General features: G+C 39.5%; 9 protein-coding genes and 1 pseudogene. 7 read left to right on the top strand and 3 right to left on the bottom strand.

What is annotated here, in order from left to right; genetic code table 11:
• Positions 1-41: 41 nt before the first annotated feature.
• From D0T85_RS13750 to D0T85_RS13760, 3 genes are all read right to left on the bottom strand, one after another.
• A complete protein-coding gene (locus tag D0T85_RS13750; RefSeq protein WP_163214097.1) occupies positions 42-968 on the bottom strand; it encodes a diacylglycerol kinase family protein in 927 nt (308 codons plus the stop codon).
• Positions 969-1,061: 93 nt separating this feature from the next.
• Positions 1,062-1,979, bottom strand: coding sequence for a tRNA (adenosine(37)-N6)-dimethylallyltransferase MiaA (gene miaA / locus D0T85_RS13755; protein ID WP_163214098.1), 918 nt, complete (start codon positions 1,977-1,979; stop codon positions 1,062-1,064).
• Positions 1,980-1,983: 4 nt separating this feature from the next.
• Complete coding sequence (locus D0T85_RS13760) at positions 1,984-3,033, bottom strand: DUF2027 domain-containing protein (RefSeq protein ID WP_163214147.1); 1,050 nt, start codon at positions 3,031-3,033, stop codon at positions 1,984-1,986.
• A gap of 229 nt (positions 3,034-3,262) precedes the next feature.
• On the opposite strand from D0T85_RS13760, the gene zupT reads away from it, so the two are divergent.
• The 7 genes and pseudogenes from zupT to D0T85_RS13790 all read left to right on the top strand — a co-directional run bounded on the left by zupT (position 3,263) and on the right by D0T85_RS13790 (position 14,129).
• Positions 3,263-4,066, top strand: coding sequence for a zinc transporter ZupT (gene zupT, locus D0T85_RS13765; RefSeq protein WP_203558484.1), 804 nt, complete (start codon positions 3,263-3,265; stop codon positions 4,064-4,066).
• A 452-nt stretch (positions 4,067-4,518) separates the two neighbouring features.
• A complete protein-coding gene (locus D0T85_RS13770) occupies positions 4,519-7,611 on the top strand; it encodes a DUF2723 domain-containing protein (RefSeq protein ID WP_163214099.1) in 3,093 nt (1,030 codons plus the stop codon).
• A gap of 463 nt (positions 7,612-8,074) precedes the next feature.
• On the top strand, positions 8,075-11,038 hold the full coding sequence (locus tag D0T85_RS13775) for a fimbrial protein (protein ID WP_163214100.1): 2,964 nt from the start codon (positions 8,075-8,077) through the stop codon (positions 11,036-11,038).
• A 19-nt stretch (positions 11,039-11,057) separates the two neighbouring features.
• Positions 11,058-11,717, top strand: a complete 660-nt coding sequence (locus tag D0T85_RS13780; RefSeq protein WP_163214101.1) for a hypothetical protein — start codon at positions 11,058-11,060, stop codon at positions 11,715-11,717.
• A gap of 102 nt (positions 11,718-11,819) precedes the next feature.
• The gene (locus tag D0T85_RS23215; RefSeq protein WP_163214102.1) at positions 11,820-11,945 is read left to right on the top strand and encodes a transposase; all 126 of its coding nucleotides are present in this window, start codon (positions 11,820-11,822) and stop codon (positions 11,943-11,945) included.
• Positions 11,903-12,238, top strand: a pseudogene (locus D0T85_RS23220) (IS110 family transposase); the annotation flags it as partial. The gene D0T85_RS23215 and the pseudogene D0T85_RS23220, both read left to right, overlap by 43 nt.
• Positions 12,239-12,518: 280 nt before the next feature.
• A complete protein-coding gene (locus D0T85_RS13790) occupies positions 12,519-14,129 on the top strand; it encodes an Mfa1 family fimbria major subunit (protein ID WP_163214103.1) in 1,611 nt (536 codons plus the stop codon).
• Positions 14,130-14,144 lie beyond the last annotated feature (15 nt).

A 14,144-nucleotide genomic window follows, 5' to 3' on the forward strand; every position in this document is an offset into this window, starting at 1 on the left:
TAGTGTATCGCAGGGTTCTACTAGCTACTAACTACTAGCTACTAATTTGGTATTATCAATGTTATTATTTCTTGTTTAATCCCAATTTCTATAGGGAATTGTTTAGGCAATAATCTGCCATCCAAATCAATGGATGCATTGCGTGCATAAAGAACCTTCACTTTCTTTGTGCGGTAAGGTGTTACTACCTTATGATTGAGTATTCTGCGACGAATAAGCATAATGGCACCTGTAAATATCTGAAACAGTTGAGGGCGGTGAACAATAGATACATCCAACCATCCATTGTATGGCACTGCGCTGGGAGTTTGCCCATAACCGGAAGCACTACCCACACAAACAGTCATCATGCGGCCGCGTATGGTTTCGCCGTTAATCTGTAAGTGCATACGATATAGTTTCCTTTCAAAAAACATGAGGAAGAAAGCAGTTGCATAAGATAGCAATTTTACTCCCCAGAAACGTTTCGTTTGGTCGGTAATCTTCACTATGCGGGCACCAAGACCAATGTTTATGGCATTCAGGAAGAAACGCCGCTGATGATTCTTACCGTCATAGTACCGGCAAAAACCAACATCAATCTTTCTTCTGCGGTTATTGATTATCCAGTTTACAGCTTCTTTATATTCAAGGTCGAGGTCCCAATATTTGGCAAAATCATTTCCTATACCATTGGGTATAATGCCAATGGCAATGTCTTCTTTGTTTTCAGCATCCGAATGCATAATTCCATTAATAGCGTCATTCAGTGCTCCATCTCCACCTACCACAACAATAATGCGGTAGCCATTATTCGCTAAGATTCCGGCTAATCTTTCAACAGAGCCAAAACCTTCGGATTGCACATAGTCGTAAGATACATCCTTACTGTCCATGTATTCCTTAATTTCCTGCCACCGTTTGTGCGCCTTTCGCGTTCCGGCTTTGGGATTGTAAATTACACCCCATTTTCCAGGGTCTACACTCATAACATATTATGTTTTGAGTTGAGAGTTGAGAGTTGAGAGTTGAGAGTTATTTACCATGCGGCATCGTAACTCTCAACTCTCAACTCTCAACTCTCAACTGATTAATCTCTTCGCCCTTTCAACCTTTTCCTCCATTGGCCATTCCGCATTAATCCAGTTGATAGTAAATCCTCTTCTTTCCATTCCCCGAAACCAGGTCATTTGCCGTTTAGCAAACTGGTGAATGGCTATTTCCAGTTGACTGAACATCTCTTCATAACTCATCTTACCTGTGATGTACAATGTGAGGAACTTATACTCAAGTCCATAATAAATAAGATCGTCCGGAGATATTCCTTTATTCAATAATGCTTCAACTTCTTCTACCATTCCATCGCGCAGACGTTGTTTCAGGCGGTTAGTTATTTTGTTTCGTCTTAGTTCACGGTCTATGTCAATGCCAATGATCACACTTTTCAGTGATGGGAATGCTCGTTGCGATATGTTGTTTGTTTTATAATACTCTTCAATTTCAATGGCACGGATAGCCCGTTTGGCAGTGTCCACATCGGTTGTATTATGAAGCGTTTTATAGGTTCCCAGTATGGCAGTAAGCTGATCAAGCGACTTTTCGGCCAGTTGATTGCGTAATTCCGTATTTTCGGGTACGGGTAGTAACTGATATCCTTTCAATACAGCTTCAATGTACATTCCGGTGCCTCCACATAGTATGGGTACTTTTTCTTTTGCTTGTATGTTGTTGAATGCTGTAAGAAAATCACGTTGGTATTCAAATACATTATATTTATATCCCGGTTCGGCTATATCGATAAGATGATAAGGGGTGGTGATACCGTTTATAGTATATTCTTCAATATCTTTACCAGTTCCTAAATCCATGCCACGGTAAAGCTGTCGCGAGTCTGCACTGATAATCTCAGTTTGCAGTTCATTGGCTAAAGCTACAGCAAAGGGAGTTTTACCCGAAGCAGTAGGTCCCAGTATGGCAATTAGATCATAGCTTAGCGGCATATAACTATTTTATTGTTACCATGGTTGCTCCGAAACCATATTCCTGAAACGAAGCATCCTGATGTTTGTAATTTTTATATTTCCTTTTCAGTTCATCAAGCAAAGCTTTGCGCAAAATACCATCGCCTTTGCCATGAATAAAAACAATTCGTTGTTCGCGTTTATCCTTATACTGTTCAAGCACTTCGCGGAATTTATCAAGTTGATAATTCAGTATTTCACTGTTATTCATTCCGGTTGTATCATCCAGCAGGCTATCAATATGCAAATCAAATTCAATAATATTGTTTCCCTTTTCCTTTTTAGTTATGGGCTGGCTCTTAGGTTTACTGCTAACTGTCTTTTTATGAAGAAGTGCATTCTGTAAATCTTCGGCCGATACATATACTTGCTTTGCTACAACATCGTTAGAAACAATTGTATATAACAAAACTGGTTCTTCGAAGAAATCAGACTCCTGAAAAGTATGTAGCTTGTAAAACTTAACCGTATCAATACGTAACTCAACATCAACCGAAGGCTTTTTGGTAAAAGTGCGCTCGGCCTTGAAGGGTACAAGCTGAATGGCAACCCGTTCGAGTTCGTTTAATATGCTCTTATCAAAATCCTCCAGAAACAGCTTGGTGTTTGGTTCAACCAATCCGTGCGAACGTACATTCCATGCTTTTCCTTCGGCATTCATGTATGTATAATAAAGGTAATAATTGCTATCGTTTACAAGATATGCCTCGAATGGAGTGGTGCTGATGGCTTTTACATCTTCGGGCACAAAAGCCAGATAAATATTTAGTATGTCGCCACCTCTTGTTTCGGCAGGGCGTGATGTTATTTCCGGTTTCGATGGTTTAGCAGGCTCCTCTGTTTTTTGAGGTGCTGGAGGTGTTTTACGTTTCATGTTGTAATCATCGGTTTCAATCACTACACATTCTCTCATTAGCATAGGGATGTCAAAACCATCTTCATTCTCAACTAGAACAACGTCTTTTCCTTGAAACCCTCTTACTATGCCGCCTCCTATTTCATTGAGGAAACGTACTTTATCTCCTATTTTCATAATCCATTTAAATAAAACTTTGCCAAAGTTACTGAAAAACTTCCTTTTATCTATCTTTACGAACGAAAACATAATTTTGAATAGCTTCATTGCCGCATCAATTAAAAGATAATCCTAAAACAAGCGATTGGTTACAGGGATATGGTTATCAGATGTGAAACAGCTTTTATCTGAACCTTTTCCTTGTTATTAGGTTTTTTTATGTAGGTTTGTATTAAGAATCAACATAATGGAACAAAACTTATTTATCCCCTTTATATTAACACTGTTTGCCGGGCTAGCAACCGGAATAGGCAGTTTGATTGCTTTCTTTGCCAAAAGCACCAATAAGAAATTCCTTTCATTCTCTTTAGGCCTTTCGGCAGGAGTAATGATATATGTATCGTTTGTAGAGCTGTTTGCCCAATCGCAGGATATGTTGAAGGAAGAACTAGGAATAACCTCTGGTATGCTGGTAACGGTAATTTGCTTTTTTGGTGGTATGCTACTTATTGGCGCTATTGATAAACTTGTACCCTCTTTCGAAAACCCACACGAAGTACGATCGGTAGAAAGTATGGAAGAAACCCCTCCCCGTAATTCTAAGTTAATGAAGATGGGCGTAATGACTGCGCTTGCCATTGCCATTCATAACTTCCCCGAAGGTATTGCTACTTTTACCTCTGCGGTAGAAGACCCAACACTTGGTATTGCCATTGCTACTGCCATTGCTATACACAATATCCCCGAGGGTATAGCAGTAGCTGTACCTATTTATCATGCAACAGGCAATAAAAAGAAAGCATTCTGGTTATCTCTGTTCTCGGGCTTGGCCGAACCATTAGGAGCATTACTGGCTTATTTGATATTAATGCCATTTATGACACCCATCTTACTGGGATGTATATTGGCAGCAGTTGCCGGTATCATGGTTTTTATTTCGTTGGACGAGTTGTTACCTGCTGCCCGCGAATATGGCGAACACCATGTATCTATCTACGGACTAATGACAGGAATGGCCATCATGGCATTTAGTCTTATTATACTGGTTTAGGGCAGGATGCCTCACTTTTAGTCCTTTCATTCCTCGATGCCGGTTCTAAATTTGTGGCAAGTAAAGGTAACCCGTGCAATTGTGGATAATACCACTGTGATGGGTGGAAAGCTGCTTATCAGGGCAGAGCTGTTAAGTTCTGATTTAACTATTCTTTTTTAACCGCAGAGTACGCAGAGTTTCGCAGAGTTTAAGATTCAGCATAGAAATTAAAAACTCCGCGTTAATCCGCGAAACTCTGCGGTTAAATATAAGAGCTTAAACTGTTAATTACTAATTACTTACCCTGTTTTATTTGTCCCTTTTGTCCGAATGTTGTCCAAGCAACCTATTTGATTATCAGATTGTTACAAAACCCATAAACCTGTCTCGTCGGGATTTGTCCGGGCAATTTTTCACTCTTTAGCTACTGTAATTCCTATTTTCGCAGTTAAATAGAAATTACTATAAAGATGAAAAGTTTAGCCTACAAGCACATCAATAACCTAACAGGTTTTCTTGTATTTTGCATTTCTGCCACAGTATATTGCCTAACCGTTGAACCCACTGCCAGTTTTTGGGATTGTGGTGAATTTATCATCTCCGGTTATAAACTCGAAGTTGGTCATGCACCCGGTGCACCCTTCTTTATGCTAACCGCAAATGTATTCACCCAATTCACCAACGATCCGGCATTGGTAGCACGAATGGTTAATTATATGTCGGCCATTATGAGTGCGGCAACAATCTGGCTATTGTATCTTTCCATAACCCATCTAACCCGAAAACTAATATGCAGCAATCAACTACCCGATAAAACAGCAACCATACTTACCATTGTAGCATCGGGCGTAGTAGGAGCGTTGGCGTATACTTTCAGCGATACCTTTTGGTTCAGTGCTGTCGAAGGCGAGGTGTATGCCTATTCATCTCTGTTTACCGCATTGGTATTCTGGCTTATCCTGAAATGGGAAGATGAACCCGATCCGGCATACTCCGACCGTTGGATTGTTTTGATTGCTTATCTTATCGGCCTGAGTATTGGTGTTCATCTATTGAATCTGTTGTGTTTACCAGCCATTGTACTTGTGTATTATTATAAAAAACATCCGAATAGCACACTCAAAGGTACTTTGTCAGCACTTATTGTATCGGGAGTATTGATAGCAGTAATACTTTATGGAATTGTTCCCGGCGTTCTTAAAGTTGGTGGCTGGTTCGAATTGCTGTTTGTCAATAGGTTTGGCATGCCCTTCCACACTGGCCTTACTGTGTTTTTGGTGTTGTTTGCTGGTATGCTTATCTGGGGTATTTACAAATCACGAAACCGTAGAGTTATCAGTACAGGGTTGCTCTGTCTTGCTGTGTTTATGATAGGATATTCATCGTATGCGCTGATAATGATACGTTCAACAGCCAATACGCCTATGGATCAAAACTCTCCCGAAGACATATTTACACTCGACTGGTTTTTAGGACGCAAACAATACGGTGATCGTCCACTGCTCTATGGCCCGTCTTTTCTGTCGGAACCTGCCATTAAAGAGGTTAACGGTATATGGATGTACGATTATAAAGAGGGTGATCCTATTTACAGGAAAAAAGCAAAAGACAGCGAAGATGAAAAAGACAGCTATGTAATAATCGGAAATCATCCGGAAAGAGTATATACCCACAACATGCTGTTTCCACGTATGTATAAAGAAGAATTTGCCGATGTATACCGCAGCTGGGTAGATGTATCTGATGTGCCTACACAATGGGAGAATTTTAAATTCTTCCTGACTTACCAACTAAACTTTATGTACTGGCGCTATTTTATGTGGAACTTTGTCGGTCGCCAGAATGATATTCAAGGCAATGGAGAAATAGAACACGGAAACTGGATTACCGGAATACCCTTTATCGACAATCTATTGATTGGCAACCAGGAACTGATGCCAACCGAACTGAAAGAAAACAAAGGCCGGAACGTGTACTACGGACTTCCATTGCTGTTGGGTATTATCGGGCTATTGTGGCAAACAAAACGTGGACAAACCGGTCAGCACTCATTCTTTATTGTGTTTATGTTGTTCTTTATGACGGGTATAGCCATAATTATGTACCTCAATCAAACCCCGATGCAGGTGCGCGAACGCGATTATGCGTATGCCGGTTCTTTCTATGCGTATGCCATCTGGATAGGGATGGGAGTGGCCGGAATTATTCAACTACTAAAAGCAAGAATGAAAGAATTACCTGCAACTATTATTGCTTCTGTACTCTGCTTGCTGATACCTATTCAGATGGCCAGCCAAACATGGGACGATCACGACCGCTCAGGAAGATACTCCTGCCGGGATATCGGTCAAAACTATCTCATGTCGGCCGAAGAAGGAAATTATCCGGTGATATGGACAATGGGCGATAACGACAGCTTTCCTCTGTGGTATAATCAGGAGGTAGAAGGTTTCCGCACAGATGCACGTCCCTGCAATGTGGCTTATCTGTATTCCGATTGGTACATAGATGCAATGAAACGGGATCAATACAACTCGCCCGGTCTTCCCATTCCCTGGGAGCATAAGGAATACATGTTTGTTGATTCGGAAATTGTTTCCGTAAAACCAGAATTAAAGAAGTTTATCGACCGTATTTACGAAACCAATCCCGAAGATGCCAGAAAAGAATTTGGCGACAATCCTTACGAAGCACAAAATATTCTGCGTTACTGGGTACGTTCCGAAGACAAACAAATGAGAGTTATACCAACCGACAGCCTTGTTATTAAGCTTGACAAAGAAGCCATCCGCAGGTCGGGAATGAAAATACCCGAGGCATTGAATGGCGAAATACCAGATTATATGCACCTTTCGTTAAAAGGAAGAAACTATGTAACCCGTTCAGAGTTAATGATGCTTGAAACAGTAATCGGTTGCAATTGGGAACGTCCGGTATATCTGGCAACCTCTGTAGGATCAGATGGCAGGTTCTGCTTCGAGAATAACTTCTGCCGGGAAGGTCTGCTCTATCGGGTAACCCCTTTCGACACCCAAGCGTTAGATTCGAGGATAGACACAGAAAGAACCTACGATTGCCTTATGAATAAATTCAAGTGGGGTGGGATAGAGGATCCCAATGTCTATATGGACGAAACCGCACTACGCATGTATCATGCCGGGCGAGCGACTTTCGTTACCCTTGCCGAGGCCTTGATACGAGAAGGAAAACACGATAAAGCTTTAAATGTTTTAAACCATTGCCGCAAAGTAATTCCACACGAAAGTCTGCCTTATGATTACAAGAACAGTGCTATCCAAATGGCCGAGCAGTACTACAACCTTGGTGAAAAAGAAACAGCAGATGAAATAATGAATATACTAGCCCATAAATCAGTAGAATATGCCACATGGTATTTAAGCATGCAGGGCCACCGGTGGTACAACGTAGCCGAGTCTTGTATGACACATTTGTATTTACTGAACGAGCAAAATAAAATAATGGCGGAATATCAGTCGGAATTATTAAATGTCTACGGAGATAAGTTCAGCCGGCTTTATGAAATGTTTGAGAGGAAAAATTAAATACTCCATACCTCTGCGCAAGCTATATAGCAGAGTGGTCTCGGTCTATATAGCTGAGTACCTTCGTGCTATATAGCTTCGACCCCTTGTGCTATATAGCATCGGATCTTCGGTCTATATAGAAAGATATTTTACTTGTTATTGAGCTGTATTTCTCTCCCGGTAGGATAAAGACTTCATGCTACTTTGTTCTCTCTTGTTATAACCTCGTGTGGAAACACGGGGTCTTGTTGTGACAGGCCTCAGGAAATTTATCCGGTTTTTTTGAACAATATATGTGCAACGTTGTTTCTATAAATAAAATTGTGTGGTTTAAATATTTGATTTAACAAAAAGCAATTACAAACTATAGCTTAATACAACAAGGACAAATTATGTACCTTCAGTAGCAAGAGTACTAACTCTGCTTTTATCTGGTTTTAATTATTTTTGAATGAGATGAAATGTGAGGACAATACTGCTTATGAGAAAACTTAGTATACATATACCACTAATTTTATGGATGTTTATGTGTTTATCTTGTATAGATGAACCACATAACTTTGTTCCTGCCCAAGGAGAAATTCGAATAGGCGGGATAAAGACACGTGATTTAAATAATCCCCCTGAACATGAATCGGAGGACGAAGATGATCTGGTCTATACATTACGGGTTATGGTATTTGAAAAAGATGCGCCCCAAAAACTTGTAATGAACGAATATATAAATGTAACCACTGAGGTTATAAACTTCAAAATAACCAGAGGAACTTACGATTTTGTATTTCTGGCAAATGAAGCACCATATACTGAGATAAGAACAGCATTGGATGGAATAGCATACTTTAGCGATCTTAATGGAATAACTTATCCGGCAAAAGCTTTTGGTGCAGATAGGCCAATACCTATGATGCAGGTCACAGAAAATGTGACTGTTGTGGCAGATTATAAAGTGAAACTAGGTGATGGTACCCTAAAGGATATAAATGAAAGACCAAGAACTGCAAACCAATCGAAAGGTATTTATGATCCGGGTGATATAACAGATACCTGGGTATTGAACCTTGATCGTTTGGGTGTAAGGCTGAATGTTGTATTGCAATCGGAATTTGATTTAACCAATACTTTCGAAGGTCTTATACTAGCCAATGTACCCAATAAAGTACCTCTTTTCAAATCTTATCAAGGAACAATAGTACGTAATGGAGAGTACACCATTGCAGCAAATCAATTTACTGATACCGATTCTCAACCTTCAGGAATGAGCTGGGCTAAGCAGTCATCTCGTATTATACTTCCTGCAACTTTTGCCGGTTCAGATGAAGGTGATGCCACTGTACTGACTGTTAAACTGGCAGATAAATACAGTCCTTCCTGTAATCTGGAAATAGAAAATAAAAACTATAGCTTGCCTTATAATACCTGGCTGGATTTTATAGGGACAGTAAAAGAACCCTTAGAAATGAATATTAAAGCCTCTGATTGGACGGAAGTAAGAGATACACTGGAAACCGATCAGATATATCTCAACATATCGCAAACCAACGTGAATATTACCGATTTTAATGGTGCTCGTATAACCTTCGAATCCAATGGAGAGTCTGTGCGCATAACTGGTTTATACAACCATACTACTGGTGTTTGGACGGGTAATTGGGTTGAAGGCACTTTTAACCAGCTTCAATGGGGGCAAGAATGGAATCGAAGATATGGATATAGATATGATAAAGGCACACAAAGAGGAAGTGGTTTCATGGATATTATTGTGAATCAATATAATGGCATGACTGGAAAATACACATTATACATAACAGCAAAAAGGAAAGAAGACTGGGATGGAGGAGGCATGTCGTTAACCCGGCAAATTGATATAAATGTAACAGAAGCGGGTGAGCGGCAGTGGTTTGAATTGCCAACAAAAGGATCTCCATTTACAAGTACAGTTTATATAGGAGCTTTTTATAAGTACAATGAAACAGGAGAAAGAATTATACAAAATAACTTTAACGGAGGATGGTGGGAAGCTGTTGTTCCCGATCTGAAAGATGAAATTCCAGAGTCTGGTTATCCTAAAGACTGGATTATACTAAGTTCGACACCTAGTTTCGATCCAAAAGTAGGAACAAATGATCCGGGAAATGCAGAGCATTATCAGGTTATGCCAAATCTTTACCGGGGTGAGGACGGTAGCAAAGTAACGGGGTCAAAACGTATTTATTTCCGTATTGGACTCGCATCAACAATAACGAAGGAAGAGCACAGATATGGATATGTACGTTTAAGATGTGTTGATGGGGATTTGGTTGATGACTCTAACCCTCCGGGTGAAGATGATACGGAAGCAGAGGTAATAGTATATAATGATGCTCGTGAAAAAATAGGTACTACCATAAAGGAGATAAAGACAGTCATTATATATGTTCGTCAGGGAGAAGAACCCGATTATGTGTTGACAACAAAATTTGATGCAGGTGATGCCTCTAACACACCTCGTGATGTCAACGCTATCAAAAAGTTCAGTCCATATAACGTGACAGTGCAACCAATGATGATAGGTAATTATGGTAATGGAGCAGAATATATACAGGCATATCCTGTTGGTGCTGCAGATGTAAATGTTGTTCATGTTCAATACCCCACTCAGGGGGGAGCATTGTTTCAGTGGGGTGTACCTCTGAAAGATTATCGCAGGCGCGCATACTTTGTACGAACCATCGGAACTGAAATTAATCAACAACTTTCAACCGATGCATGGAAAACGGATTATTATTACGAAACTGATCCTTTCTGGGGAGCTCCTACAAATTTCAAAGACTATGGAGAAGTATGCCCTGACGGTTATCATCGTCCTAATAATGGTGCGGTAACAGAACTTGTCCATAATAACGCAATAACAGATGCTGTAAAATCGGATTTTTTTGCATCATTATTCATGGAGATACCTGTAGGTGATGCTCACACAAACATACCAGCAAGTGAGACAGGAATTGTGAGATATACACCTGATACTATTTCAAATTGTGTTTTGGGCTTTTATGCAGATGGCTTTTTTGACAGGCACCCCATTAAAAGCAAAACTATAGGTACTTACATGAACAATGAAGAAACAAGAAATGACGTACAAGTAGGTGTATGTATTGACGATGCAAGAGCAGCCTTTAAAGGAACCCTTTTCTACAATCCTAGCACCTATAGTTCGGTGTTTTTTCCCTCGGCCGGACGAAGAGATGCAACGGAGAGCACCAGAGGAAAATTACAATATAGCGGTGGTACAGGTTTTTATTATAGCTCATCGTTGGGCAATCAATGGGATACGGAAGATCCGGAAAATCCGGGAATAACTTTTCGTTTTAAAAATGTATGGCAGTTAGAATTATCATACACTCCTGCAGCTATTTCAGCAGTACCTAATTTTGCTTCTTCGATAAGATGTGTGGCTGATAATTAATTATTAATAAGGATTAACAATGAAAATATACCAATACATATTATTAACGTTAACATGGGCAAGCATAATGTTTGCTGCATGTGAGCGTGATATGGGTATGTCCGAAATTGTTGATCCGAAGGATGAAGGCAAAGTTACCATTGAGATATTTACCAGAGCTCAAAACTTACAACTTCCCCAAACACGTGGTTTTGGAGCGAAAGGAGATTCTATTGAAAAAACGCCTTATGTGTTAGTATTTAGGGGGAATGATGGAGATGCCGTATGTGTTGAAGCCGTAAAGGCTATTGAATACAGTGGAACTGTAAAACGATATGTGCAATTAACACAACAACCGGCAGGAACAGATTATAGATTCCTGATTTTGGCTAATAATGGGGAATATTCTTACTGGGAGGGTACAAGATTTAAATGGAGCGAATTTGCTCTGACTAATTTCAAAGATAAAAGTTTGTCTTATATTAGTGATAACCTGCTTACGGATAAATTAGGGAATCCCCAAATTACCCCTCCATATGTTTCGGAAGACTGGAAATATATTTTGCCCATGTCTTACTTAACTGGTCCTGTAAATGGTATAAACGAAACAACAAAGATAGGAACAACGGATAATCCCATAGCCCTCATTCGCGGAGTAGCACAAATAGTATTCTATAATGTCCCCGAGTTGTATGTATAAATCAGGAGAAAGAACTCCGGGTAATTATGATCAGGGTAATTGGGATGAAGAGTGTTATATTAACGAAACATTAACAGATGAAGCGAGTACATTGGCCTGGATATGAGCGCTTTCCCCACAGAGAAACATTTGGCTTCATGGGCAGGTATGTGTCCAGGAAACAATGAGAGTGCGGGCAAAAAAAAAGCGGACGAATCACTCATGGGAACAAACAAGTCAAATCTGTAATCACAGAGGCTGCGTGGGCTGCTACTCGAACTAAAAACACGTTTTATTCTGCAAGATACCATAAACTGGCTGCCCGCAGGGGCAAGAAAAGAGCATTAATTGCTGTAGGACATTCGATCCTAAAGTCTGTTTATCACATCTTAAAAGATAGCTGTGAATATCGGGAACTGGGTGCAGAGTATGTAAACTCACGAGTAGAAAAGAAGCGTAAAGCTTATCTAAAGAAAGAGTTGGAGAAACTTGGGTATAAGGTTCAACTCTCAGAAATCCTACTTCAAACCGAACCTCAATAGATAAAATACAAAAGGTCGATTTTTACTGGAACCGTTATTTACGGATAATAAGAATCCGGATATGAAACTGACCTCTGGCTGCTAAGCGGCAAAGACTGAGCCATAAGAGCACGTGTATGAAATTTTAAATCCTTAGCAGTTTATACATAAAATGCCGATAACCAAACTGTATTTGTCACACCGACAAGTGCTATCCTTTCTTTTGTCTGAATTCAAAGCAATTGATTTAAAAATGAGTTAAAACGCTCCTCGGTAGTGGGGAGCACAACATAATTTACGTATGAAACTTATGAAAACAATGAGAAAATTTTTAGCGTTAGCATTTGTCGGAATGGCATTTGTGGCTTGTAGTAATGATGATGAGCCAGGTGATGGCGGAACAGGAAATGGAAATGAAAACAAAGAGGCTTGGGTATCGTTAGGTATAAAAACGACAGGAGGAAACACCCGTGAGTTGCACAATCCTTCTACGGATAATGGAACTGCAAATGAAACAAAGGTGAATAAGGTTAGAGCAATATTCTTTGATGCAAGTCTTCTGGTAACAGAAGATAAAGAATTAACTTCTGCTCAAGCAGGTCTTCCTGCTGAAAATAACTCTATAGGTGGAGAAGCCTTTACTATATTACCAGAATCAAAACATGTTTTGATTGTAGTGAACCCTTCCAGTGTTTTCCCTACTTATCCAATTAGCGCAAGTACTCCATATTCTACTGTAAATGCAGCTATTACTGCAAGTATAGATAATGTTATAGGGGCAAGTAAAGCTGATTTTATGATGACAAATGCTGTTGGTGATTTAGAGCCTTTTGATACTTCTACTAAAAAGCCTGTGGCTTTGACTTCATACAAAACTGCTGCAGCAGCTGAGAGTGCACCTCTTAGACTTTATGTTGATCGTGTAGCTGCTAAAGCCCGTTTATATAACGATCATGATAATGCTACAACTTCAAGTGCTTTTAATGTAGATGCAAGTAGTGTTAAATGGGCACTGAATGTTACTAATAAAAAATTCTTTCCTGCATCTAAAAGAACAGTAACAGCTAATAATACTTCGGTTTGGTCTGATAGATATGGTTTGGGTTCTTATCGGGTAGACCCTAATTATGATGATGTTGCAGCAACTCAACAGCCTGACTATGAAACAGCTCTTGCTACTTATAAGGATAATTATAACTATTATGCTGCTGGTGATGTACTTACCGGAAGTGTTAGTACATCAACTACTTCTAATCCATTGTATTGTTTAGAAAACACTCAAATTGCAAAATATAATTTTCATGCTTATACTACCCATGCGTTAGTACAAGCAAATGTATATCCTAAAGAGTTCAAGAAGCCTGATGGTACTGTTGAAACAGGTACTTCAGATATAGATTGGCTAAAGATTGGTAACGGTTATTATATTTATAATACACTGAAAGAGTGGATAAAGGCCGAATTGGAAGCGAGTAAAGCAAACGGTGACAAACTACTTGTTTCAAATCATGCTAATGCAATTAACAGTTACTTCGAAGGAGTTGCAACTGGCACTGGTGTTACCTGGACTGATGCGGATGATGTAGATGCGATAATGCTACTTTTTGATGCTAAAAATCCAGCTACTGCAGGAACTTTTGGTAGTGTTACTTTTCATAAAGGAGGTATCAGCTATTATAAAATCATGATTAAGCATGATAATGATGACAATAAAGCTAATAATTTATTAGGAGAGTTTGGTATTGTTCGTAATTCTGTATATGATATACATATTGGGAATTTCATGTCTTCTGGCTATCCTACTATTCCGGAACCAGATCCAAATACTCCAGATGAAGAAGATAAAGATTGGTTGTCAATTCATATTGATATTAATCCTTGGACATGGTATACTCAAACTGAAGATATTTAATTCCTAACTTCTATC

It is taken from the genome of Bacteroides sp. 519 (assembly GCF_010500955.1).
GTDB lineage: Bacteria > Bacteroidota > Bacteroidia > Bacteroidales > Bacteroidaceae > Bacteroides.